The 25,214-nt window shown below is 59.1% G+C and carries 22 protein-coding genes; 8 read left to right on the forward strand and 14 right to left on the reverse strand.

The genetic code is table 11. The features are described from left to right. The first annotated feature begins 209 nt into the window (after positions 1-209). Positions 210-1,361 carry a DcaP family trimeric outer membrane transporter gene (locus ACR0NF_RS11485; protein WP_480470427.1) on the forward strand — a complete coding sequence of 384 codons (1,152 nt, stop codon included), beginning with the start codon at positions 210-212 and terminating at the stop codon, positions 1,359-1,361. Positions 1,362-1,447: 86 nt separating this feature from the next. Here the strand turns inward: ACR0NF_RS11485 and ACR0NF_RS11490 are convergent, their stop codons facing one another. The 3 genes from ACR0NF_RS11490 to ACR0NF_RS11500 form a co-directional block, all read right to left on the reverse strand. Next, on the reverse strand, positions 1,448-1,801 hold the full coding sequence (locus ACR0NF_RS11490) for a hypothetical protein (protein WP_480778278.1): 354 nt from the start codon (positions 1,799-1,801) through the stop codon (positions 1,448-1,450). Between the two features lie 136 nt (positions 1,802-1,937). After that, a complete protein-coding gene (locus ACR0NF_RS11495) occupies positions 1,938-2,372 on the reverse strand; it encodes a DUF6497 family protein (RefSeq protein WP_480470429.1) in 435 nt (144 codons plus the stop codon). Positions 2,373-2,447: 75 nt separating this feature from the next. Further along, on the reverse strand, positions 2,448-3,980 hold the full coding sequence (locus ACR0NF_RS11500; RefSeq protein WP_480470430.1) for an acyl-CoA carboxylase subunit beta: 1,533 nt from the start codon (positions 3,978-3,980) through the stop codon (positions 2,448-2,450). A gap of 182 nt (positions 3,981-4,162) precedes the next feature. Here ACR0NF_RS11500 and ACR0NF_RS11505 point away from each other — a divergent pair, with 182 nt between their 5' ends. Both ACR0NF_RS11505 and ACR0NF_RS11510 read left to right on the forward strand, forming a co-directional pair. After that, positions 4,163-5,368 carry a multidrug effflux MFS transporter gene (locus ACR0NF_RS11505; RefSeq protein WP_480470431.1) on the forward strand — a complete coding sequence of 402 codons (1,206 nt, stop codon included), beginning with the start codon at positions 4,163-4,165 and terminating at the stop codon, positions 5,366-5,368. 63 nt (positions 5,369-5,431) lie between these two features. After that, a complete protein-coding gene (locus ACR0NF_RS11510) occupies positions 5,432-6,832 on the forward strand; it encodes a helix-turn-helix domain-containing protein (RefSeq protein ID WP_480470432.1) in 1,401 nt (466 codons plus the stop codon). 56 nt (positions 6,833-6,888) lie between these two features. Here ACR0NF_RS11510 and ACR0NF_RS11515 read toward each other — a convergent pair whose 3' ends face one another. The 7 genes from ACR0NF_RS11515 to ACR0NF_RS11545 form a co-directional block, all read right to left on the reverse strand. Continuing rightward, positions 6,889-7,128: an HP1242/YdcH family protein gene (locus tag ACR0NF_RS11515; protein WP_480778279.1), complete on the reverse strand. Its 240-nt coding sequence runs from the start codon at positions 7,126-7,128 to the stop codon at positions 6,889-6,891. Positions 7,129-7,226: 98 nt separating this feature from the next. Further along, on the reverse strand, positions 7,227-8,885 hold the full coding sequence (gene betA, locus ACR0NF_RS11520; protein WP_480778280.1) for a choline dehydrogenase: 1,659 nt from the start codon (positions 8,883-8,885) through the stop codon (positions 7,227-7,229). Between the two features lie 76 nt (positions 8,886-8,961). Then, the gene (gene betB, locus ACR0NF_RS11525; protein ID WP_480667550.1) at positions 8,962-10,422 is read right to left on the reverse strand and encodes a betaine-aldehyde dehydrogenase; all 1,461 of its coding nucleotides are present in this window, start codon (positions 10,420-10,422) and stop codon (positions 8,962-8,964) included. Positions 10,423-10,451: 29 nt separating this feature from the next. Beyond that, a complete protein-coding gene (gene betC / locus ACR0NF_RS11530; RefSeq protein ID WP_480658355.1) occupies positions 10,452-11,960 on the reverse strand; it encodes a choline-sulfatase in 1,509 nt (502 codons plus the stop codon). Further along, entirely contained in the window at positions 11,957-12,529 is a 573-nt protein-coding gene (gene betI, locus ACR0NF_RS11535; protein ID WP_480658356.1) for a choline-binding transcriptional repressor BetI, read from the reverse strand. The genes betC and betI overlap by 4 nt, the downstream gene beginning before the upstream one ends. Before the next feature lie 58 nt (positions 12,530-12,587). Continuing rightward, positions 12,588-13,532 carry a DMT family transporter gene (locus ACR0NF_RS11540; protein WP_480658357.1) on the reverse strand — a complete coding sequence of 315 codons (945 nt, stop codon included), beginning with the start codon at positions 13,530-13,532 and terminating at the stop codon, positions 12,588-12,590. 40 nt (positions 13,533-13,572) lie between these two features. Continuing rightward, positions 13,573-14,172, reverse strand: a complete 600-nt coding sequence (locus tag ACR0NF_RS11545; RefSeq protein WP_480658358.1) for a LysE/ArgO family amino acid transporter — start codon at positions 14,170-14,172, stop codon at positions 13,573-13,575. Positions 14,173-14,258: 86 nt separating this feature from the next. On the opposite strand from ACR0NF_RS11545, the gene ACR0NF_RS11550 reads away from it, so the two are divergent. Continuing rightward, on the forward strand, positions 14,259-15,146 hold the full coding sequence (locus tag ACR0NF_RS11550) for a LysR family transcriptional regulator ArgP (RefSeq protein WP_480658360.1): 888 nt from the start codon (positions 14,259-14,261) through the stop codon (positions 15,144-15,146). On the opposite strand, the gene ACR0NF_RS11555 is transcribed toward ACR0NF_RS11550, so the two are convergent. Together ACR0NF_RS11555 and ACR0NF_RS11560 are read right to left on the reverse strand one after the other, a co-directional pair. After that, a complete protein-coding gene (locus tag ACR0NF_RS11555; protein ID WP_480667553.1) occupies positions 15,143-16,414 on the reverse strand; it encodes a permease in 1,272 nt (423 codons plus the stop codon). The two genes, ACR0NF_RS11550 and ACR0NF_RS11555, sit on opposite strands and share 4 nt — an antisense overlap. Positions 16,415-16,557: 143 nt before the next feature. Continuing rightward, positions 16,558-17,298, reverse strand: coding sequence for a YebC/PmpR family DNA-binding transcriptional regulator (locus ACR0NF_RS11560; protein WP_170519960.1), 741 nt, complete (start codon positions 17,296-17,298; stop codon positions 16,558-16,560). Positions 17,299-17,409: 111 nt separating this feature from the next. Between ACR0NF_RS11560 and ACR0NF_RS11565 the strand changes: the two genes are divergently transcribed. The 4 genes from ACR0NF_RS11565 (at position 17,410) to ACR0NF_RS11580 (ending at position 22,536) form a co-directional block, all read left to right on the forward strand. After that, complete coding sequence (locus tag ACR0NF_RS11565; protein ID WP_480778281.1) at positions 17,410-19,182, forward strand: SLC13 family permease; 1,773 nt, start codon at positions 17,410-17,412, stop codon at positions 19,180-19,182. Positions 19,183-19,198: 16 nt separating this feature from the next. Further along, positions 19,199-19,933: a glutamine amidotransferase gene (locus ACR0NF_RS11570; protein ID WP_480470444.1), complete on the forward strand. Its 735-nt coding sequence runs from the start codon at positions 19,199-19,201 to the stop codon at positions 19,931-19,933. 72 nt (positions 19,934-20,005) lie between these two features. Further along, positions 20,006-20,863, forward strand: coding sequence for a bile acid:sodium symporter family protein (locus tag ACR0NF_RS11575; protein ID WP_480658366.1), 858 nt, complete (start codon positions 20,006-20,008; stop codon positions 20,861-20,863). Positions 20,864-20,874: 11 nt separating this feature from the next. Next, entirely contained in the window at positions 20,875-22,536 is a 1,662-nt protein-coding gene (locus ACR0NF_RS11580) for an FAD-binding dehydrogenase (protein ID WP_480778282.1), read from the forward strand. Here ACR0NF_RS11580 and ACR0NF_RS11585 read toward each other — a convergent pair whose 3' ends face one another. Both ACR0NF_RS11585 and ACR0NF_RS11590 read right to left on the reverse strand, forming a co-directional pair. Then, a complete protein-coding gene (locus ACR0NF_RS11585; RefSeq protein WP_480778283.1) occupies positions 22,537-23,283 on the reverse strand; it encodes a YbaY family lipoprotein in 747 nt (248 codons plus the stop codon). A 97-nt stretch (positions 23,284-23,380) separates the two neighbouring features. After that, entirely contained in the window at positions 23,381-25,159 is a 1,779-nt protein-coding gene (locus ACR0NF_RS11590) for an SLC13 family permease (protein ID WP_480778284.1), read from the reverse strand. Positions 25,160-25,214 lie beyond the last annotated feature (55 nt).

Genomic DNA, 25,214 nt, shown 5'->3' on the forward strand with positions numbered 1-25,214 from the left:
ACTTCACGTCGAATATCCAGGCTGTGAGTAGAATTCACCCATAGAAACAGCGATTTACAAATTGGTCTCACTGAGCTGTGAAACGATGAACATTCGTTAACACTTTTGTTTGAGAATTCGCGCTGATTCTCTCTCAATTTGGTGATTTCCCTCACACACACTTGCGTGAAACGGTGTCGATGCACACTCGCACACAAGGAAGTATCCCCATGATATTTAAGGGTAAAACCGCAAGCCTGCTTGCTGCCAGCGCGCTTTCCATGACCGGAATGCAAGCCTTGGCGCAAGATGCACAAACTCAGGCCGAACTGGACGCGCTGCGCGCCCGGGTTGAAGCACTTGAAGCTGGCAAAGCCGGATCGGGCACCGGCGATCTGCAGATCGGAAACACCACGCTGGACGTTTATGGTTACGTCAAGGCTGACTTCTTCTATGACTTCGATTTCGATCAGGGCGACACCGCCTTCGTGAACGTGGTCGGAGAGCCCTCGGCTGCCACCAGCGGTACCTTTGGTGCCACGGTCCGTCAATCGCGGATCGGACTGCGCACCAACACCCCATCGGGAATCGGTGACATTCAGGGCCAGATCGAAGTTGATGCGTTTGGCTCGGGCGGCACCGCAGAATTCCGGATCCGTCACGCCAACATCCGGATTGGCGACCAATGGCTGATCGGTCAATATTGGACCAACTTCCAGCCACTGGACACTTATCCGACTTCGGTCGAATTCAATGGCCCTGTTGGTATTGCTTTCGCGCGGGTTCCGCAGGTGCGTTACACCAACACATCGGTGAAAAACACCAGCTTCGCCGTCTCGATCGAAGAGAATGTTGGAGGCTCGAACTCGGATGATCCGGTCTTCACTGCTTCGGCCGAATATAATGACGGCAAGTACATTGCCCGCGGTGCCCTTCTTTACGGTAAAGCCGAAGATGGCGGCACTGAGGTTGACCAGACAGGTCTGACTCTGTCCGCCTCGGCGCGTCTTTGGGAAGGTGGTCTGATCCAGGCCAACTATGTCACCGGTGAAGCCCTTGGCCCCTGGTTGATTGGCCTGGGTGATCCCATCGTTGGTGGTGAAGCCAACGATGTTGACGGTTTCACTGTCGAACTCCGACAGCAGTTGACCCCCAAATGGAATGTGGGTGTCTCGTATGGCTACGAGGACTATGACCTGCCGACTTCGACTGGGACATTGTCGTTCACCGAACTCGAAACTATCCACGTCAACGCCTTCTATCAGGCAACTGACAACCTGACGCTCAGCGCCGAGTACATCTATGGTGAGCGGAACGATACGATTTCTGGCGACGACTTCGATGCCAGCCGCGTTCAGTTTGCCGCGCAGTTGAACTTCTGATCCAAACAGCGCACCCTGCCCGTTCGCGGGCAGGGTCACACCGTCATGACCCGAGTTCAGGTTATGCGCGACGCCCCTATACACGATCAGTTTGCCCCTTCGAAAATTTCGGGAAACGACTGACGTGCAACGTCCAGATCGATCACCAGCGATGCTTCGTAACTGGCTGGGTCGAACGGGTCTTCCGCCGCCACTACTTCGCGTCCGAACAGCCAGCTGAGGCGTCCGGCGTCCAGATTTCCGCGCTCAAACGGCTGATCGCCGAAATGCGCCCAAAGCGCCTCGATGAAAGCTGCATCAGCGCGTTTGTCGGCGGGTTTGCGATCCCGAAACCGCTCACGTCGGGTCAACGGCGTTACACCCTTGGGGTTGGCACGCCGAATGGTGAACTGAAAGTCTGTGCCGGTAAGCCGGCCGGGGAATCCACGATGTTTCAACATGTCGACACCATCGGGGTTAGAACTTTGAAAAGGCAGGAAAACCCGCCTTGTTGCAGGGATAGAGCGATCATGCGCACCTCCGAAGCCGCAGTATTGGAATGAGCTGCCCTGAGTGTATGATTGTCACTGATCATGCTCAGAGCCCCTCCCAGATACACTTGGATTGCTCCAGCCGGTAGGCCTCAAAGAACTGAGTTGCATCCGGTTCTGAGGTACCGAATTCAACAGGTCGATCCGAGAATGAGATCACCACGCGGGCGGGCTCTAGCCCATGTTTGGCGACATATGGAACGGCCAGCGTCTGACACAGGTGCTCCATGTCGATCACGGCGATATCATAGGTGATGTGCCCTGCCGTTGACCCGATCTTGGGCGCAATGAACCGGAACCGCACCCAGAGCTCGCCGGGATTGTTATCCAACAGAACATTGTTGAGTTCGACCGGCTGGCCCGAAGGCACCGGCAGGGTGTTACCCGCATGTGCCAGGCTGACCAGATGCGCCATCAAGGCTGCAAAGACCAAACCCCGGACCCGCCGATGGCGGGCTCCTCCCTCCGGGGTCAGCCGCACTGACCTGGGGGGCGGTGCGGTCTTATGTCTGGCAAAGTGTGTCATGCAACAACGGCTCAGGATTGCTCAGTTCACTTACAGCGGAATATTGTCGTGCTTCTTCCACGGGTTCTTCAGCTGCTTGCCGCGCAGGCTTGCAAACGCGCGCGACACGCGGCGGCGGGTGGATTGCGGCATGATCACCTCATCGATGAAGCCCCGCTCGGCGGCGACGAAGGGATTAGCGAACCTGTCTTCATAGTCCTGCGTGTGCTGCGCGATCTTCTCCGCATCGCCCAGATCGGCGCGATGGATGATCTCGGTCGCGCCTTTGGCCCCCATCACCGCAATCTCAGCGGTGGGCCAGGCATAGTTGAAATCGCCGCGCAGGTGTTTCGAGGCCATCACGTCATAAGCCCCGCCGTAAGCTTTGCGAGTGATGACGGTGACCTTCGGCACGGTTGCCTCACCATAAGCAAACAGCAGCTTGGCGCCGTGCTTGATCACTCCGCCATATTCCTGGCTGGTCCCCGGCAGGAAGCCCGGTACATCCACGAGGGTCAGGATCGGGATTTCAAAACAATCACAGAAGCGTACAAACCGCGCCGCCTTGCGCGAACTGTCGATGTCCAGACAGCCTGCCAAAACCATCGGCTGGTTTGCTACGATGCCAACGGTCTGCCCTTCCAGCCGGATGAAACCGGTGATGATGTTCTTGGCGTAGTCTTCCTGAATCTCGTAGAAATCACCCTCATCCGCGATCTTGGTGATGAGCTCTTTCATGTCATAGGGCGTATTCGGATTGTCCGGGATCAATGTATCCAGCGAGGTTTCGACCCGGTCAGGCTCATCAAAGAACGGGCGCACAGGAGGCTTTTCCCGGTTGTTGAGCGGCAGGAAATCGACCAAGCGGCGCACTTCGGCCAAGGCTTCGACATCGTTTTCAAACGCGCCGTCCGCAACCGAGGATTTCTTGGTATGGGTCGAGGCCCCGCCCAGCTCTTCGGCGGTGACGACCTCGTTTGTGACCGTCTTCACGACGTCGGGGCCGGTGACGAACATATAAGATGTGTCTTTGACCATGAAGATAAAGTCGGTCATGGCAGGGCTATAAACTGCGCCACCGGCGCAGGGGCCCATGATCACGCTGATCTGCGGCACCACGCCCGAGGCCATGATGTTGCGCTGGAACACCTCGGCGTAACCGGCAAGCGAAGCGACACCTTCCTGAATCCGCGCCCCACCCGAGTCGTTGATCCCGATCACCGGCGCGCCGTTCTGCACCGCCATATCCATGATCTTGCAAATCTTCTGTGCGTGGGTTTCCGACAGCGAGCCACCAAACACGGTGAAATCCTGACTGAACACATAAACCATACGGCCATTGATCGTGCCCCACCCGGTTACGACCCCATCCCCCGCAGGTTTTTGTTTTTCCATCCCGAAATCGGTGCAGCGATGGCTGACGAACATGTCAAACTCTTCAAAGCTGCCCTCATCGACCAGCAATTCGATCCGCTCGCGTGCGGTCAGCTTGCCGCGCGCATGCTGCGCGTCGATCCGTTTCTGCCCACCGCCAAGCCGGGCGTTGGTGCGGCGATCTTCAAGCTCGGAAAGGATGTCTTTCATGACGGTAGTCCCCTGTGAAATTTTGCGGGACCATAACGGGCCTGATCTGAACCCCAAAGACATTTTCGGCAAATTTGCAAATCTATAGCAATATCTCGTGAAGTAAATGCAAATTTGCTAATTAACACATCAAGCCACAACTGCCGATGGTAATTCATACGCGCAGGCACTAAAGGTGAACCATGCAGTTCAGCTCACCCTCAGTCAGCCGTACGCCACCTTCGCTTGCAACGCTCGTCTTGTTGTCAGGCCTGTCCGCGCTGAGCATGAATCTGTACCTGCCCAGCCTGCCCTTTATGGCGACCTATTTCCAGACCGATTACAAGACGATGCAGCTGTCGATCGCACTCTATCTGCTTGTCAATGCTGTTCTGCAAATCCTGATTGGCCCGTTGGCTGACAAGGCCGGGCGCAGGCCGGTTCTGCTTTGGGGGCTCGCGCTGTTTCTGCTGGCCACGCTAGGTTGCATCTACGCACCGACGATCGAAATATTCTTGGCCTTCCGGATGAGCCAGGCCGTGATCGTTGTGGGCATCGTCCTCAGCCGTGCCGCGGTACGGGACATGTATGCTCAGGACAAGGCCGCATCGATGCTCGGCTATGTCACGATGGGGATGGCCGTAGTCCCGATGATCGGCCCTGCGGTTGGCGGCCTGCTTGAGGAAGCGTTCGGGTGGAAAGCCAATTTCTGGCTACCTTTCGGATTGGCCGCCCTCACCCTTTGGCTGACCTTTCAGGATTTCGGAGAAACGGCCGCATCAAGCGGTAAAACATTGGTGCAGCAGTTCCGCGAATACCCCGAGTTGCTAACCTCTCCGCGCTTCTGGGGCTATTCGCTGTCTTCGGCGCTGTCGTCTGGGGCCTTCTTCGCCTATTTGGGCGGGGCGCCATTCATCGGAACCGAAGTCTTCGGTATGACTGCGGCTGAGGTCGGTGTGTATTTCGGCGCCCCGGCACTGGGCTATTTCTTCGGGAATTTCATCAGCGGGCGCTACTCCGTGCGTTTCGGAGTCAACCGCATGGTGCTTTGGGGCTGCTGGCTAAACGCCACCGGCGTCATGATTTCAGCCACCCTGTTCCTGATGGATATGGGCACCGCAATCAGCTTCTTCGGGCTGATGACCTTTGTCGGTTTGGGCAACGGTATGTCGATCCCCAATGCCACCGCAGGGGCCTTGTCCGTACGCCCGCATCTGGCCGCTACCGCCTCGGGCCTCAGCGGGGCGATCATGTTGGGCGGCGGCGCTGGCCTCAGCGCCTGGGCAGGTGCGTTGCTGACGCGCGAAACCGGTGCCATGCCTTTGCTGTGGCTGATGCTGGCAACTTCGATCCTTGCAATCTTCGCGATCAGCAGCGTCATCTGGCGTGAGAAGCAATTGGGCCTATAGACGCTTGCGCGCAAGGGTTTGCAAAGTTAGCTTGCAGTTTCAGGAAAGCTGCAAAGAACCACTATGGCCACCCAGAAACTCTATGCCGGCGCAAAACTGCGCGAAATGCGCACGCGCCTGACTCTGACGCAAAAAGAATTCGCTACAAAACTGGGCGTTTCTCTGCCGTACCTCAACCAGATGGAGAACAACAACCGCCCGATCTCGACGACGGTTGTTCTGGCTCTGGCGCAGGAGTTCGGCATGGACGTCACCGAACTCAGCACCGGTGACAGCGAGCGCCTTGTTTCAGACATGCGCGAAGCTCTGGCCGATCCGGTCTTTGCCGACACCATGCCGCCTTTGGCCGACCTGCGCCTGACCGCATCCAATGCCCCTGCTCTGGCGCGGGCGTTTATCGAACTGCATCGCACGTATCGGCAAACGCATGAACGCCTCGCCTCTCTGGACGAGGCATTGGGACGCGAAGACGCCCGCATTCAGGCCAGCCCATGGGAAGAGGTCCGCGACTTCTTCCATTATTGCGACAACTATATCGACGCCGTGGATCGCGCAGCTGAACGGTTTGCCGCCCGCGCAGAGGAGGCCGGAGGTATTCGACAAGCCGCCCTGAACAGCTTGTCCGAACGCGGCATACACGTCACATTTACCGATACCGAAACCTTGCGCAGCTACAGCGCCGAAGACAAAACCCTGCGCCTGTCCTCACGCGCGGCCCCTCAGACGCAGGTGTTCCAGTTGTTGCTGCAGGTGGCTTTGATCAGTCAGGACAAACTGCTTGAGGCGACGCTGGACTTCGCCCGCTTCCAGAGCGAAGAGGCCCGCGCGATTGCCAAGATTGGTCTGGCCAATTATTTCGCCGGTGCCTCGCAGATGCCCTACAGCGCCTTTCTCGCGGCAGCGCAGGATTACCGGCATGATTTGGAGTTGCTGAGCAATCGGTTCGGGGCATCCATCGAACAGGTCGCCCATCGCCTATCCACCTTGCAGCGACCCGGCGCCAAGGGCATTCCGTTCTTCTTTGTCCGCGTCGATCAGGCCGGAACGATCACCAAACGCCACTCGGCCACGCGGCTGCAATTTGCGCGCTTCGGCGGGGCCTGCCCGTTGTGGAATGTCCATCGCGCTTTCGAAACGCCCGGCCATTTCCTGCAGCAGCTGGCAGAAACACCTGATGGCGTCCGGTATATTTCGCTCGCCCGCGATGTCTCGAAATCCGGCGGTTCCTTCGGTGCGCCGGTGCGCCGCTATGCTATTGCTCTGGGTTGTGAAATCCGTCACGCCGAGGCGCTGGTCTATGCCGATAATCTCGACATCAACAATGCCAGCGCGTTCGAGCCCATCGGCATTTCCTGTCGCATCTGCGAACGCCAAACCTGCCACCAGCGCTCGGTCCCACCGTTGGAGCGCCGCCTGACGATCGACGCTCATACCCGCGGTACCCTGCCCTACGAGGTCACCTGATTTTCTTGTGTTGGAAGTAACTCAAACAAGACGGGGGCAGAGCCCCCGACTTGCGTTCAGCTTTTCGACAAAATCGCCCAGATTTCATCCTTGAGCGCCGCGCGCTTCTTGCGCAGGTCAACCTCGGCCAACTCGTCCATCGGCTCGACGTTAGTTTCGGCACGATGCACAACGCGATTGACCTCGTGATATTCATCCGCAAGGCGCGCAAAATGCGCGTCCGTTTGCTTGAGCTGGCTCATCAATTCGACCTTTTCGGGGAATTCCTCGGCCAGTTCATGCGGGGTGTGGGACATTCTGTGCGCTCCTATATCTGCGTTACGTCCCAAGGCTAAAGATACCCGGCAAGTGTTGCTTTGACGCGGATCAAATCCGCGCCAAAGAATACCGGGATTTATCGCTGCGCAACCGTCCATTCCGGATGGATCCACGGCCTGTCGTTGGCCTTCGGCAGCGCGTCCTTGCCAAGCAGATGGTCCGAGACCTTTTCCCCCACCATGATCGAGGGAGCATTGAGGTTGCCGTTGGTGATCTGCGGAAAGATCGAACTATCGGCCACGCGCAGCCCATCGACCCCAATCACCCGACCCTGCGGATCGACGACTGCGTTTTTGTCATCCGCGCGCCCCATACGGCAGGTGCCGCAGGGGTGATACGCACTTTCGGCATGTTCGGCGATAAAGGCATTCAGTTCGTCATCGGCCTGAACATCAGCGCCGGGCTGGATTTCTTTACCGGCAAAGGGCTTGAACGCGTCTTGCCCGAATATCTCGCGGGTCAGGCGAATGCAGGTGCGGAAATCCTCCCAGTCTTCCTCATGGCTCATGTAGTTGAACCGTATCACCGGCGCATCTTCGGCCTTCGCCGAACGCAAAGTCACCGCCCCGCGCGACGGGGATCGCATCGGCCCGACATGCGCCTGAAAACCGTGCCCTTCGGCAGCAGCCTGACCATCATAGCGCACCGCCATGGGCAGGAAGTGATACTGAATATCCGGATATTCGACGCCAGGTTTGGAGCGGATGAAGGCTGCACTTTCGAACTGGTTCGACGCCCCCAGACCTGTTTTGGTAAACAACCACTGCGCCCCGATCACCCCCTTGCTGATCAGATTCCAGTGCTTATAGAGCGTGATGGGCTGCAATGAGGCCTGCTGGATGTAAAGCTCCAGATGGTCCTGCAGGTTGGCACCCACACCGGGCCGATCCGCGACCACCTCGATACCATGTTCAGCCAGATGCGCTGCCGGGCCAATGCCCGATAACATCAGCAACTTGGGCGAGTTGATCGACGAGGCCGCCAGCACCACCTCGCGCCGCGCACGGACGACCTCAGGCTTGCCGCCACGGATCAGCTCAACGCCTGTGGCACGCCCGTTTTCCATCACGATTCGAGACGCCAACCCGCGCACAACCTCGCAATTGTCCCGCTTGAGGGCGGGCCTCAGATAGGCATTGGCCGCCGACCAGCGCCGTCCTTTCCAGACGGTTTGCTCCATCGGGCCGAAGCCTTCCTGTTTTTCGCCGTTATAGTCGCCGGTCACCTCATATCCGGCCTGCTGTCCGGCATCGACGAAGGCCTTGAACAACGGGTTCTGACGAGGGCCGCGCGATACATGCAGCGGCCCGTCGGTTCCGCGCCACGTGGCGTCGCCACCATGGCCACCGTCATGCCATGTCTCCATCCGTTTGTAATAGGGCAGCACGTCAGCGTACGACCAGCCATCTGCGCCCATCTCAGCCCAGGTGTCGAAATCGCGTGCATGACCGCGCACATAGACCATCCCGTTGATCGATGAAGAGCCGCCGATCACCTTACCGCGCGGACACGCCAGGCGGCGGTTGTTCAGATGCGGCTCGGGTTCGGACCTGTAACCCCAATCATAGCGCGACATATTCATTGGATAGCTGAGCGCCGCCGGCATCTGAATGAACGGACCCGCATCGGTGCCGCCATGTTCGATCACCAGAACCGAAGCTCCGGCTTCACTCAGCCGATAGGCCATTGCGCATCCGGCGGATCCGGCGCCTACGATGACAAAATCTGCTTCCATTTAAGTCCCCTGGGCCCTTGACCCTGCAGTGGGCGGCACTGGGCACGCCCGGAATTCGTATTACGCGCCCTTGGTGTCAGAAAGGCGCTTCCAGATCGCCCATCCGGACGTATACCGACTTGAGCTGCGAATAGTGCTCGATCGCCGCCGCTGAATTCTCGCGCCCGACGCCCGACTGTTTTGAGCCGCCGAAGGGCACTTCGACCGGGGCGTCGTTGTAGCTGTTGATAAAGCATGTTCCTGCCTCGAACCCGGCTGCGACGCGATGCGCACGGGTCAGATCACGGGTGAACACACCCGCAGCCAGTCCGAATTCCGTATCGTTGGCACGGGCCAACACCTCATCTTCGTCCGCGAAATCCAGAACCGCCATGACGGGGCCAAAAATCTCTTCGCGGGCGATGGTCATCTCGTCGGTGACATCGGCAAAGACCGTGGGCTGCAGATAGAAGCCGTCGCGATCCACACGCGCGCCTCCGTTGACCAGACGTGCGCCTTCCTCGACGCCCTTTGCGATGTAGCCCTGTACGATCTCCATTTGCCGTTGGCTGACCATTGGGCCGAAACTGGTGTCCGTATCCATCGGGTCACCGATTTTCGCCTGCTGCAGCCGTTCGCTGAGCCGCGTAAGAAACGCCTCTTTGATACCGTTCTGCACAAACACGCGGGTCCCGTTCGAGCAGACCTGACCGGAGGAATAGAAGTTCCCCAGTATAGCGCCCGATACCGCATTTTCCAGATCGGCATCGTCGAACACGATCATCGGGGATTTGCCGCCCAACTCCATCGTGACATGCTTCAACCCGGCGGCCGCAGCCGCATAAACCTTTTTGCCGGTCGGTACTGAGCCGGTCAGCGACACCTTATCGACGCGCGGATCGTTCACCAGAGTTGCACCAACCTCACCCAGACCCTGCACCACATTGTAAAGCCCGGCTGGCAGCCCGGCCTCATGCAGGATTTCCGCCACCTTCAACGCGCAAAGCGGTGTGGTCTCGGACGGTTTGAAAATCATCGCATTGCCGCAGGCCAGCGCAGGTGCGCCCTTCCAGCAGGCGATTTGAGTGGGATAGTTCCACGCGCCAATCCCGACACATACGCCCAGCGGTTCACGCCGTGTGTACGCCCAGTCACCATCGGCAAGCGGGATATGTGAGCCGGTCAGTGTCGCGGCCATGCCGCCGAAATACTCCAGCGCATCGGCACCGCTGGTCGCGTCGGCGACCGAGGTTTCCTGATAGGGTTTACCGGTGTCGAAGGTTTCCAGCACGCTCAGGTCATGATTGCGTTCGCGTATCATGTCGGCGGCCCGACGCAGGATACGGCCACGCTCGGTTCCGCTGGTGGCTGCCCATTGTTTCTGGGCCGCACGGGCGCTTTCGATGGCACGTTCGACAATTGCCGGCGTGGCCGAATGCACGGTCGCGATCACCTCGCCCGTCGCCGGATAGATCACCTCAATCGCTGTGCCAGAAGTGTCTTCAACATATTCACCACCGATGAAGTGGCTGGCGGTGGGTTGGGTTGGGTAGGTCATTTGTTGGTATTCCGGTCTTCGGGGTCAGGTCATTCGCCACGCGGGAAACGCTGGCTTTCCTCGACAATGTTCAGGTCCATGTGGTTGCGCATGTAGCGTTCGGACGCTTTCTGCAGCGGCTGGTAGTCCCACGGGTAATAGCCACCCTGCCGCAAAGCCTCGTAAACGACCCAGCGGCGGGCCTGGCTGGCGCGGACATCGGCATCGAAACGATCCAAGTCCCAGCGGGTTTCGGACTTGGCGCGCAGGGTTTGCAGCGTACCCGCATGCTCGGGGTTATCCGCCAGATTGGTGAGCTCATGCGGGTCGGCCTCAAGGTCGAACAGCTGATCAGGGTCCAGCGCGCAACGGTTGTATTTCCACTTGCCATAGCGCAGCGAAACCAGCGGCGCGTAAGACGCCTCGGCCGCGTATTCCATCGCCACCGGCGCGGTGCGTTCGACACCCTGCGCCAACGGCACGAGGTCCTCACCATCTGTCCAGGGCGCTATCTCGGCCATGTCCACGCCGGCCAACGACCCGAGCGTGGGGGTCACATCAATCGTGGACACTGGCGCATCAATGCAGCCCGCAGGCAGGTCCGGCGCCGAGATCATCAGAGGCACCCGCGCTGAGCCTTCGTAGAAGTTCATTTTGAACCACAATCCGCGCTCACCCAGCATGTCGCCGTGATCGGAAACAAAGAGGATGATCGCCTCTTGCCGTGTGGTTTCCAGCACTTCCAGGATCTCTCCGATCTTATCGTCGAGATAGGAGATGTTGGCAAAATACGCGCGCCGGGATTTCCGAACGTCTTCTTCCGTGATGTCAAAGCTGCGCCAGTCATTGGCGTCGAAGATGCGTTTGGAATGCGGGTCCTGATTGTCGTAGCCGATATCCGCAACCTCGGGCAGCAGGTGCTCGCAATCCTCATAGAGATCCCAGTATTTGCGACGTGCCACATAGGGATCATGTGGATGGGTAAAGCTGACGGTCACACACCACGGACGGTCATCCTTGCCACGCGCCAGATCATAGAGCTTGGCCGTGGCGTTGTAGGCGACCTCGTCATCATACTCCATCTGGTTCGAGATTTCGGCGACACCTGCGCCAGTGACCGAGCCCATGTTGTGATACCACCAATCGATCCGTTCACCGGGTTTGCGGTAATCGGGCGTCCAGCCAAAATCGGCGGGGTAGATATCGGTGGTCAGGCGGTCTTCGAACCCGTGCAGCTGATCGGGGCCAACAAAATGCATCTTACCTGACAGACAGGTGTAATAACCCGCGCGACGCAGGTGATGCGCGTATGTCGGGATATCGCTGCGGAACTCGGCGGCGTTGTCATAAACCCCGGTGCGCGAGGGCAACTGACCGGACATGAAGCTAGCCCGCCCGGGCGCGCACAAAGGCGACGCAGTGTATGCATTGGAAAACCGGGTTGAGCGCTCGGCCAGTTTCTTCAGGTTCGGTGCATGAAGCCAGTCAGCGGGACCGTCGGGAAAGAGGGTTCCGTTGAGCTGATCCACCATCAGGATCAGAATGTTCGGTTTTGTCATTTTTCGGCCTCGAGAAAGATCTCTAGAACACGCAGGGCGTGATTTACCGCGAGCTGCGGTTTTTGCGGTGCATTGAGGGCGGCGTGGATATACAGCCCGTCGATCAACGCGATCATATCTTCCGCTGCTTCAATCGGGTCTCGCATCAGTGGGCGCAGCGCATGGATCAGGTTCGACCGGATGCGAGCCTGATAGATTTGCCAAAGACGCAGCGCATCGTCATTGGTTTGTGCAAGCACATAGAACGTCATCCACGCTGCAATCACATCAGGGGTGAAACAGGATGGTGCAAAGCAGGCACGAATAATGGCTTGTGCGCGCTCATCAGGGGCGGCAGCGTCAAGCTGGGTTCGCGCTTCGGCGCCAAAATCTGACAGAATACGGCGCATGGCGGCCAGAAAGATCTGTTCCTTGCCGCCGAAATAGTGATGGGCGAGCGCGCTGGACATGCCAGCCCGTTTGGCGATTTGACTAACCGTAACATCAAGGGATTTCTGCACGCCAAGCTCGGCAATCGTCGCCTTGACGATCGCTTCCCGCCGGATCGGCTCCATTCCGAGTTTCGGCATCTCCGCCCCTCTGCACCATCTGCTGATGAGTGGAGGCTAAGGCGTTTTTATTGACTCGTCAATCAATAACCATTTTTCTGCCTTCCGCCGGGTTCTCTGACCCTTGCGCGGGTGTTGGTGGCGTGGACCCTCTCCGCGCGATCTTGGCTTCGCGCCAGGTGATGAAGCTGACGGCGGTCAGGATCAGCGTGCCTCCGGCGATGACCCAAAAATCGATGCGTTCATGAAAGACCAATGTGCCCAGTAATGTCGCCCAAATCAACTGCAGGAAAGTAACGGGCTGCGTGACCGCAACGGGCGCGGCTTGCAGTGCAAGTGTCATGAAATAGTGCCCGGCGGTTGCGAAACTGGCGATGACGAACAAGATCCCCAAATCGCGCAGGCTGGGCGTCTCCCACACTGCCAAGGCAAAGGGGATCAGGGCAATGGTGACCCAGATCGACAGATGCGCAACCACGACCGAGGGCCGGACATCGCGCACCAGCAGCTTGGCCAGCAGATAAGACCCTCCGAGCGCAAGCGTGGTGCCCAGCATGGCCAGGTGACCCGGCAGCACTTCCCGGAAACCGGGGCGCAGGATGATCACGACGCCGATCAGTGCCACGGCGATAGCGGCAATGCGACGGAAGGCCAGCTTTTCCCCCAGGAACAGTGCCGCACCCAAGGTCACGTAAACCGGCGTGAGGTAGTTCATCGCCGTTACCTCGGCCAGCGGGATGCGGGTCATCGCGAAGAACCACAACATGACCGCAATCGCATGGACCACGCCGCGCACTCCGAACAAGGTTAGATTTCTGCGCGTCAAAGGGGTGCCAAAGATCGCTCGCAAGGCCGGCAGCAGAAAAACCAGCCCCAATACATATCGCAGGAACGCCGCCTGAATCGGGTTCATGCTGGTACCAAGGATTTTCACCAGTGCATTCATGCCAACGAAAGACAACCCGGCGGCAAGCATCCAGAACATGCCAATCAGCGGGCGGTAGGTGTCAGGGCGAGAGGTCATGCAAACGGTTGAACACCGGAATCTCGCCGGGGACAACCCTTCACATGATAACAAGTTTCAGAGCGATCATCATCATGACCACGCCGATCCCCACATCCAGCACCTGCCAGGCACGTGGGCGGGTAAAGACGGGCGTCAGAATGCGCGCGCCATATCCCAGCGTGAAGAAGAACACGAAGCTTGAGGTCATAGCACCCAGCGCAAATCCCAAACGATCATCATATTGGGCCGAGATCGACCCGATCAGCACGACCGTATCCAGGTACACATGCGGGTTCAGCCAGGTGAAGGCCAAGACGGTCAGCAGCGTGACGCGCAGGCTGGAACGTCGCGTCTCGTCCAATTCGATCGCGGCGCCCCCCTTCAGTGCAGACTGGAAACTGCGCAGCGCGTACCAGATCAGAAACGCGGCACCCCCGTACCGCATCACGGTTTCAAACCACGGTACAGCCTGCGCCAGCGAACCAAACCCGGCGACCCCTGCCGCAATCAGAATCGCGTCAGACACCGCGCAGGTCAGGCACAGCACAAAGACATGCTCACGCCGCAGACCCTGCCGCAGGACAAAGGCGTTCTGCGCACCGATGGCGAGTATGAGGCTGAAACCCAGGGCGAACCCGGCGATTGGTGCTGAGAACATGCGACCTCCTAGTATCTGAGCCGTTGACTATCGGTTACCCATCCGCCTATCAAATTAAAGATGTTTAACTAAATTAAGTTTGACTAATGCTGCTCGATCCCCATCACCTGTCCGCCCTCTCGGCGATCCTGCGCCATGGCAGCTTTGATGCAGCCGCGGCAGAGCTGGCGGTCACCCCCTCGGCCATCTCGCAACGGATCAAGGCGCTGGAGGATCGGGTGGGTGCAGCTTTGATCAATCGCGGCACGCCTTGCACCGGAACGCCGACGGGTTTGCGCATTGCCCGGCACGCCGAAGATATCGGGCTGCTGGAGGCGCAGCTTGCGCGCGAAATCACGCTGGATCAACGCGATGGCCCGGCCCGCGTGCGGGTTGCTGTTCCTGCCGATATCCTTGCCACCTGGTTCATTGAGGCGATGGCGCAGGCAGACGATTTGCTGTTCGATCTGGTTATTGATGATCAGGATCATTCAGCTGACTGGTTGCGACGGGGTGAAGTCAGCGCCGCGATTACCGTGGGCGGTCAGCACGTTCCGGGATGCGAGGCACTGTCACTGGGAACGCTGCGCTATTTGCCGACCGCAAGCCCGGCCTTCATGCACAAATGGTTTGCCGATGGTGTTTCGGACAAATCCTTGTCCCGCGCGCCCTGCCTGATTTTCAATCGCAAGGACAATTTGCAAAAAACCTGGCTCGCTGCGCACACCAGCAGCCGGATTTCACCGCCATCGCATTTTCTGCCTTCCTCACAGGGATTTGTCGAAGCTGCCATCGCCGGGCTGGGATGGGGCATGAACCCCGAAGGGCTGGTGCGCGCGGCGATATCGGATGGGCGACTGGTAGAAGTCCTGCCCAACGCCCCGCTGGATATCGCGCTGACTTGGCAGATCGGACGGGTTCTGGCCCCCGCCCTGACCCCGCTGACCCAAGCGGTCCGACGCGCGGCGGCTCAGGCACTGATCCCACAGAATTAGACCTGCGGCGCCTCGGCCTTTTGCGGCTGCACGATACGGTAACAGGCAAACGCCGCCCAAAGACTGACCAGCACGATGAAGACAATCGCCGAGGCGACCTCATGCATATGTGCCACGCCCGCCATTGCCGAGGACAGGATCACACCAGCCAGCCGACAGATCGCCTTGATTGCCGCGGCCCCCTGCACACGCTGATCCTTCGGGGCCACATCCAGAAAATAAAGCTTGCGCGCACTGGCAATCCCCGTGGCCGCGATCGAAACGATGAACAGCGCGACCGCATGCAGATGAACCGCATGATCGATATGCAGATAGTGAAACGCCAGAAGCACGATTCCGGTCACCGAAACCATCAGATTTCCGGTCACCATAACCGCGCGGTGCGATTTCATGTTCACCAGTTGCCACAAAGGGGCAGAGACCAGATAGCCGGACGCGGACGAGATGATCATTGCGGTCAGGCCTTTGGCCGACGAATGATGCGCCTCAGCCGCGATCAGAGCGAAGAACGGAACAGACAACGTAACGACCACCAGCGGCAGGCGCATGGTCATATAGCGGCGGAACCATTCCTGTTCGAACATGCGCACGATGCCAAAGATGATATCGCTCAGCGATTGATGCTGTCCTTTGGACGATTGGTCAGATTCGTCATCAGGCGCAGATTCGGCCATCCCCAGAATGCACAGCGCCGAAAACAGAAAGAACACTACTGATGCGATGATCACGGCAGAGTGTCGCAAGAAGGGCGGGTTCTCTTTGGTGATCTCATGCAGCAACAGCGCCAGGCCGATCGCGCCGAGGCCGCCCGCCCCCAGCTGCAAATAATGGATGATCATCCGTGATTTCGATTTCAGATGATCCCCCAACAGATCTGATAGCATCAGCGACTGACTTTCTTCGATCATCCCGATCAGGAAGAACGCCATGATAAAAGCAATCGCAGTCAGAGAGACGCTGCCCGTTGCTGCAATCAACAGGGCCATGAGAAGGCAACCGCCGATGCCGATCTCGGTCAGGGCAATCCCGCGCTTCTTGCGGGCCTGCGCCGCAATTGGCCGGGCAAAAAATACATCCGAGATCATGTTGCCAGCCATGCGGATCGACACCAAAGCTCCGGCCAGAAACATGGGCAGTTCAAGCGATACCGCCAGAAACGGCAGAACTACGGACGGGCTGCCCAGCGTCCATGCCACCTGCGACAGGATGCTTTGCCCAGCCAGAACCGGCAGATTTCGCCGCCCCGGATCAGTGGTTTTTGCTGCCATTTGCGCTTGCCTTACGTCGCGCCTTTCGCGGTGTTCTTACTTCTCCGGAATGACTGTATAAGGGCAGGCCTTATGGGCCAAGGCCCCTCAAAACGCAAAAACCCGGCACATGGCCGGGTTCTGTGTTCGATTGCCGCGATGCATCAAAGCTGCGCCATAACCTCATCGGTTGCTTCGAAATTGGTGGTCACGCGCTGAACGTCATCGTCATCTTCCAATGCATCCACCAGCTTCATCAGCTTTTGCATGTCTTCCAGACCCAGCTCGGTCGTGGTGGTGGGCTTCCACACCAACTTGGTGGATTCGGATTCGCCCAACGCCTCTTCCAGCGCGTTCGACACATCGTTCAGATCGGTATCGGCACACCAGATAATGTGACCGTCTTCCGAGCTTTCGACATCCTCGGCGCCGGCCTCAATCGCAGCTTCGAAAATGGTATCCGCGTCGCCTGCATCCGCCTGATAGACCACCTCACCCTTCCGGTCGAACATGAACCCGACTGAGCCGGTTTCGCCCAGGTTCCCACCATTCTTCGAGAAGGTCGAACGCACGGTCGAGGCGGTCCGGTTGCGATTATCCGTCATCGTCTCGACGATCACGGCCACGCCATTGGGGCCATAGCCCTCGTACCGGATTTCTTCGTAATCGTCGCCTTCACCGGCCACCGATTTCTTGATCGCGCGGTCGATCACGTCCTTGGGGACCGAGTTCGACTTGGCCTCTTTCACCGCCAGACGCAGGCGCGGGTTCTTGTCGGGATCAGGATCGCCCATCTTCGCCGCGACGGTGATCTCTTTCGACAGTTTGGAAAACAGTTTGGACCGCGCGGCGTCCTGACGTCCCTTGCGGTGCTGGATGTTGGCCCATTTGGAATGGCCTGCCATGGTGCGTCCTCGTTATTCGTGATTGCGTGTTCGGCGCTCATATAGACGTTTGCGGGGGGCAGGATCAAGGGATCGGCTTGCCCCAACATCCTGTGCGGCTATGGTGGCGGTATGACGACAGATCAGATCATTCTTTTTTCCCTTTTCATCGCCGTGTTCGGAATGCTGCTGTGGGGGAGGTTCCGCTATGACCTTGTGGCCTTCACCGCCTTGATGATTGCAGTCACATTGGGAGTTGTCCCTGTCGACAATGCCTTCGCCGGGTTTGGACATCCCGCCACGATCATTGTCGCTTTGGTGCTCGTGGTTTCTGCCGGTCTGGTGCGGTCGGGTGCTGTGTTCATGATAACGCGAACATTGGTCGATGCCTCGCGCGGGCTTGGCGCGCATATCGCCCTGATGGGCGGGATCGGGGCGGTTCTGTCGGCCTTCATGAACAACGTCGCAGCGCTGGCACTGTTGATGCCGGTCGACATTCAGACGGCCCGCAAGGCGGCGCGCCCGGTGGGCCTGTCACTGATGCCGCTCAGCTTTGCCACCATCCTCGGCGGTATGGCCACGCTGATCGGGACGCCCCCGAACATCATCATCGCTTCGATCCGGGCCGAAACGCTGGGCGAGCCGTTTCATATGTTCGATTTCGCCCCGGTCGGCGGGATCGCCGCAATTGCCGGACTGGCCTTCGTCGCATTGATCGGCTGGCGTCTGATCCCAAATCGGGGCGTGCAGCAGGAAAGCACCGAAGCGTTGGCCGAATACATCGCCGAGCTGACGATCCCGCCCGAGTCACCGCATATCGGCAAGCGGGTCAGTGAACTGTATGAGGCCGCCGAGAAATCCGATGTGGCCATTATCGGCCTGATCCGAGACGGAAAGCGCCGCTATGGCCGCTCGACCCATGCCACGCTGCACGAAGGCGATGCGCTGGTGCTTGAGGCGCGGCCCGAGGCGTTGGATGAATTCCGCGCCGCGCTCAATCTGGATTTCTCGGATACGCGGCGGCAAGAGGTGCTGACCGCCGAGGGTGACGGGCTGGAAGTGATCGAGGTCGTCGTCCCCGAAAGCGCCCGCATCACCGGGCGCACCGCGCAGGCACTGGGGTTGGCGTGGCGGCAAAGTACGGTGCTGATGGGGATTTCGCGTCAAGGGCGTCGGATCACCAAACAGGTGCGCAAGACCGAGGTTGAGGCCGGTGACATCCTGTTGCTGCTGTGCCCCCGTGACCGCAGCGCGGATGTGACGGAATGGCTGGGCTGTCTCCCATTGGCTGAACGCGGACTGAATGTGACAGCCAATGACAAGGCGTGGCTGGCCATTGGCCTGTTTGCGGCCGCCGTGCTGGCCGCCAGCATCGGGTTGATCTATCTGCCCATCGCACTGGGTCTCGTCGTGGTCGCCTATGTGCTGACCAAGATCATGCCGATTGCGGATATCTATAATCACATCGAATGGCCTGTGGTTGTCCTACTGGGCTCGATGATCCCGCTGGGCAGCGCGCTGGAAACCTCGGGCGGGACCGAGTTAATCGCCAACGCCCTGATCCAGCTAACCAATGGCCTGCCCGCTTGGGCGATCCTCACAGTGCTGATGGTTGTTACGATGACCTTATCGGATGTGCTGAACAACACCGCTACGGCCATTGTCGCGGCGCCTGTCGGGATACAGATGGCGCGCACGCTTGATGTCTCACCCGATCCGTTCCTGATGACAGTCGCCGTAGCCGCTTCGGCTGCGTTCCTGACCCCGATCGGGCACAAGAACAACACGCTGGTTTTGGGCCCCGGAGGCTATCACTTCGGAGACTACTGGCGCATGGGTCTGCCGTTGGAGATTCTGATCATAGCCGTTTCAATCCCCGCGATCCTTGTGTTCTGGCCGCTTTGATGGCTAAAGGCTGCGTATGAAACGCTTTCTGATCCTGCAACTGCGCCCGGAAACCGATGCGTCGGATGCCGAATATGCCTCGATTCTGGACAAAACTGGCCTTCAGCCCGCGCAAACCCACCGCATCCGGCTGGATTGCGAAGATCTGCCCGAGGGGTTGGATGTCACCGACTACGCCGGTGTTATCGTGGGCGGTGGTCCGGGCTGTGTCAGCGACGATCCGGCCAGCAAATCCGCACTGGATGCAAAGATCGAGGGTGCGATCATGGGGTTAATGCCGCAGATCACCACGCAGGATCATCCGTTCATGGGCTGCTGTTATGGTCTGGGCATCCTCGCTGCGCATCTGGGAGGCGATGTCAGCAAACGGCAATATGGCGAACCGGTCGGACCATCGGATTGCCGCCTGACCGACGATGGTGCGCAGGACCCCCTGACCGCAGGCCTGCAGTCGGAATTCGAAGCATTTGTTGGTCATAAAGAGGCGGTGCAATCCCTGCCGGACGGTTGCGTGCATCTTGTGGCCTCGGACCCTTGCCCGATTCAGATGATCCGATGGGGTCAGAATGTCTATGCCACCCAGTTCCACCCCGAAGCGGATGCCAGGGATTTTGAACAGCGCATCCATATCTACAAAGATCATGGCTATTTCCCGCCTGAAGATGCGCAGGGTCTGATCGATATGTGCCATGCCGCTGACGTGACTCAGCCGGGTGAAATCCTGCGCCGGTTCGCTCAACGCTACGGGTGACTTAACGGCGTGGTTGCCTGATTCATGCCCCCTCGCATAGGCTGGCCCGAACGGCTTTGGGAGGAGTTGTTCTTGGACTTGCTAATAAATGTTGGCCTGCCGCTTTCGCTGGCCATTATCATGTTGTCGCTGGGGATCGGGCTTGAGGCCGCCGATTTCCGACGCGTTCTCACCCGCGGATACCCATTCGCCATCGGTGCGATCAGTCAGGTTGTATTGATACCACTGGCTGCCTTCACAACTGTCACGATGTTCGGGCTACCCGCTGAGATCGCCGTGGGCGTGATGCTTCTAAGCTTTTGCCCCGGCGGCGTAACCAGTAACATCCTCGCAAAGTTTGCCAAAGGCGACGTTGCGCTATCAGTCAGCCTGACAGCTGTGATCAGCCTGTTGTCGATCCTGACAGTTCCTATCCTGGCCGCATGGTCCATCGATTACTTCATGGGTGAGACAGCCCCGGAAGTATCCATTGGCGCACTTGCTACCGCATTGTTCCTGATCACAACGTTGCCTGTCGCGATAGGCGTCAGCATTCGCCACTTTGCCAGAGCGTTCGCAGTTCGGATCGACAACCCTCTTTCGACACTTGCCTCGATCCTGTTCGTGCTGATCGTTTTGGCTGCGCTGGCCGGGAATTGGCAGTTCTTCATTGAGAACCTCAGCTCTATCGGGGCTGCGTTGATCGCGCTGAATATCACGCTGTTGCTTATCGGACTTGGGCTGGCGCGGATCGCCAAGCTGACATGGGATGAGGCGAAAACTATCTCGGTCGAAACAGGCATTCAGAATTCGGCTATGGGGATTACTTTGGCGGCACTGATCACAGGCACCACAACGGGATTCAGCCCTCTGGCCGTGCCTGCGGCCGTCTACGGAATCACCATGTACGTGGTGGTAACCCCCTTCATCCTCTGGTTCCGCAACCGCTGAAAGGAGATCCGATGACCAACAACACAGCAGACGCGATTGTGGTCGGAGCCGGCCTTGCCGGTCTGGCAGCCGCGGCGGAACTGGGGGATCGTGGCAAGCGCGTGATCATCGTGGATCAGGAGCCCGAACATTTCCTCGGCGGGCAAGCGTTCTGGAGCCTCGGTGGCCTGTTCATGGTCGACACCCCTGAACAACGTCGTATGGGCATCCGCGACAGCCACGATCTGGCTCTGCGTGACTGGATGGGCAGCGCGCAATTTGACCGGAATGAGGACGCATGGCCGCGTAAATGGGCGCAGGCCTATGTCGAATTTTCTGCCGGAGAGATGCGCCCGTGGCTGCATGAGATGGGCTTGCGCTGGTTTCCTGTCGTTGGCTGGGCCGAACGCGGCGGGTCTTATGCCGACGGGCATGGCAACTCGGTTCCGCGCTTTCACATCACTTGGGGTACCGGGCCGGGCGTGCTGGAGCATTTCATACGTCGTGTGCAGGAGCATGTCAGCGCCGGGCTGATCCAGATGAAATTCCGCCATCAGGTCAGCCACATCATCATGCAGAACGGCTGTGCCAAAGGCGTGTCCGGAGAGGTTCTGGCCACCGACTCCGCCCAGCGCGGCGGTAAAACCAACCGCGATGAAGTGGGCGAGTTCGAGGTCTATGCCCCCTCGGTCATCGTCACCTCGGGCGGCATTGGCGGTAACTTTGAGATGGTGCGCAAGAACTGGCCGCGCGACCGGCTGGGGGAACCACCGAAGGATATGGTGGCGGGCGTTCCGTTCCACGTGGATGGTCGGATGATCCCGATCACCGAAAAGGCTGGCGGGCACGTCATCAACGGCGACCGGATGTGGCACTATACCGAAGGCGTGCGCAATTGGGATCCGATCTGGCCCGCACATGGCATTCGCATCCTGCCTGGCCCAAGCTCCATGTGGTTCGATGCGCGCGGCAATCGCCTGCAACCGCCCTGTCTGCCGGGGTTCGATACGCTCGGGACGCTGCGTGAGATCCTGAAAACTGGTTATGAATACAGCTGGTTTATCCTGACGCAGAAGGTCATCAAGAAGGAATTCGCACTGTCAGGGTCCGAGCAGAACCCCGATTTCACTTCGGGCAGTTGGAAAGAGGTAATCCGTCAGCGCATCCTGTCTGGTTCAAAGGCCACAGCTCCGGTCGAGGCGTTCAAGGAAAAAGGCGAGGATTTCATCGTTGCCAACACGCTGACCGAGTTGGTCACCGGCATGAACCAGCTTGGCGGAGGTCTGATTGACGAGACCCATCTGCGGGCCCAGATCGAGGCGCGGGATTCTCAGGTCGACAACCCGTTCTCGAAGGACGCTCAGATGATGGCGATCCTCGCGGCGCGGAACTATCGAGGCGACAAGCTGATCCGAACAGCCAAACCGCACAAGTTCCTTGATCCGTCAAACGGCCCATTGATCGCGGTCAAACTGCACGTGCTGACCCGCAAAACGCTCGGTGGGTTGCAGACCAACCTCGACAGCCAGATGATCGGTGCAGACGGTCAAGTGGTCCCCGGCCTGTTCGCAGCCGGAGAAGTCGCAGGCTTCGGCGGCGGAGGCTATCACGGATACAACGCGCTGGAGGGCACGTTCCTTGGTGGCTGCATCTTCTCGGGCCGCAACGCGGGACGATCCCGCGCCGTTGCCTGATTACGGTGTGTGGAAGAACTTCAAAACCGGCTCACCCGCGGAATCGAGCAGGACAAGGCTGTTGCCCGCAACGGCATAGGTCGTGACACCCTGCAACGCGGCAAAAAACTGATCCTCGACCTCTTCCAGCGCGGGCGGGCAAGCCATCAGGGTTGCCGCAATGTTATCTGGAAACTCCAGACGCTCACCGGATATCTCAGCTTGCCCCGTAAACCGATTGCAACCTCCGAAACCGCTGAATGAGCCACCTTGCCCGAATGACAGCTGCGGCGGCCGCTCGACATCAATGGTGGCACCGTTGATGCCGATTGCGGTCCAGCTCGTATCTTCCAAAGTTGCCGCGCCCAGACCGCCGACCTGCACCAATACAAGATCGGTTTCGTCCCCGGCCCCGTTGGTCAACACCGGGTGGACCGTATCCGTGATAAACAACAACTCATCGCCCCGATAAATCGACCCGCTTACCGCATAGGTCATGCCATCCCGGATCAGCGCGTCATCGAAACTCAGCTCGAACTCGGTCGGCACCCCGGTCAAAGCATAACGTTGTGCCGCCAGAGTGACCGCCGGCGCATCCGCCAACGAGATATCCTGCAACTCCACGTACAGAGTCGCATCCTCCGGCACGGCGATCCGTTCGCGATATGTAGCGGAACCGGTCACCGTTCCGGCATGGCTTTGACTGCCCAGCAGGGCCAATAGGACTGCACCAACCACGATGGCCTGTCCGAGTTTTGGAAAAGGCATGATCCCATCCTTTCGCGTAGGTCGTTATCGAAAAGATTGTGACCGGATCGTCATTTACAAGACCCGGCGCATTCAGGTCGGCGATTCCGCGCCGGTCTTACAGCGGCCAGATGAACGGAATCAGCAGCGAAGCCAGCAGGCCCACCGTCAGGTTCAGCGGTACACCAACCTTGAGGAAGTCGGTAAACCGATACCCGCCGGGACCATACACCATCATGTTGGTCTGGTAGCCGATGGGCGTCGCGAACGAGGCCGAAGCCGCGACCATCACCGCCACAACAAGCGGGCGTGGATCGATCCCCACGGCCTGCGCTAGAGAGATCGCGATGGGGGTGACGACCACAGCGACCGCGTTGTTCGACACCAGCTCGGTCAGGACCGAAGTCAGCAAATACACCGCCCAGATAATCAGGAAGGGCGGCAGCATGCCCAAGGCCGGGGCGATGGCTTCGACAATCAGCGACACCGCGCCCGACTTATCCAGCGCAGCGCCAATGGCCAGCATCGCAAAGATCAGCGCCAGCAGGCGGCCTTCGACAAATGAAAACGCCTCGTCGGCATCGATACACCGGGTCAGCAGAACAACGGCAACCGCGATTATTGACAGGGCCAGGATCGGCGCAATCCCCAGCCCAGCCAGCGCGACGATCCCGACAAGGGCTCCGATGGCAATCGGGGCATGGCTGCGCCGGAACGCTCGCGCCGACGGTTGGGTGACGTCGACCATATCCATATCGGCGGCCAGTTTCTGGATATCGGCGGGCGAGCCTTCAAGCAAAAGCGTATCGCCGACGCGCACGGTCAGATCATCCAACTGACGCCCGATATTCTGGTTCCTGCGATGCACCGCCAGCACATAGACGCCATAACGACGACGCAGCCGCATGGCACCCAGCGTGCGCCCAACCATCCGGCATCCGGGCGTGATCAGCACCTCAACCGTCTTGGTTTCAACCGCCGAAACCTGATCGACCCGTTTGAGTTCCTTATTGGTCTGCAAGCTCAGAAGCTCGGTCATTTCGGTGCGCAGAACCACCCGGTCGCCCACCCGCAGCTCAACCCCCTTGAGGTTACGCCGCAGCGACTCGTCGCCTCGGATCACGTCGATCAGGCGCACGCCGGGGCGCTTGAACAATTGCACCCCGGTAACCTCGCGTCCGATCAGGTTGCTTTCGGGGGGGATCACGGCCTCGGTGAAAAACTTCATCTTGGATCGGTCGCTCAGCATCTCGGCCATGCTGTCGCGGTCGGGCAGCAGTCGCGGCGCGATGAAACGCAGATAGACCATGCCATAGATGACGAGGGCAATGCCCAGCGGCGTCACCTCGAAGATGGTGAAGGCGGTCATGCCCTGCGCGCGGGCCACACCATCGACCAGTAGATTGGTCGAGGTACCGATCAGCGTCAGTGTGCCGCCAAGAATCGCCGCATAGCTGAGCGGGATCAGCAGCTTGGACGCCGGAACATCCAAGGTCCGTGCGATCTGAATGAAGACCGGAATCATCACCACAACAACAGGCGTGTTCGACACCACAGCCGAAGCGACGACGACAAAGCCCATCAGCAAACCGATGGCGATACGCGGATTGACCTGTGCCTGCTTCTGGGCGACCGAAGTGAAAGCATCGAGGGCACCGGTACGCACCAAGGCACCCATGATGATGAACATCGCCGCAATCGTCCACGGCGCAGGGTTGGACAGCACCGCCAAGGCACTTTGATAGGGCAGAATGCCGGTGGCCAGCATTAACGCAGCTCCGCCGATAGCGACGACTTCGGTCGGATAGATCTCGCGCAGGAACATGACGAACATGCCCGCAACGATTATCAGCGCCAAGACCGCGCTGCCTGTTTCTGTCAGTTGAAGGAATTGCATTCTTGGTATTCTGTCCGAACCCTGGCCTGGCATACGCGCCTGACAGCCAGTTTCA

It is taken from the genome of Ruegeria sp. CF4 (assembly GCF_056537345.1).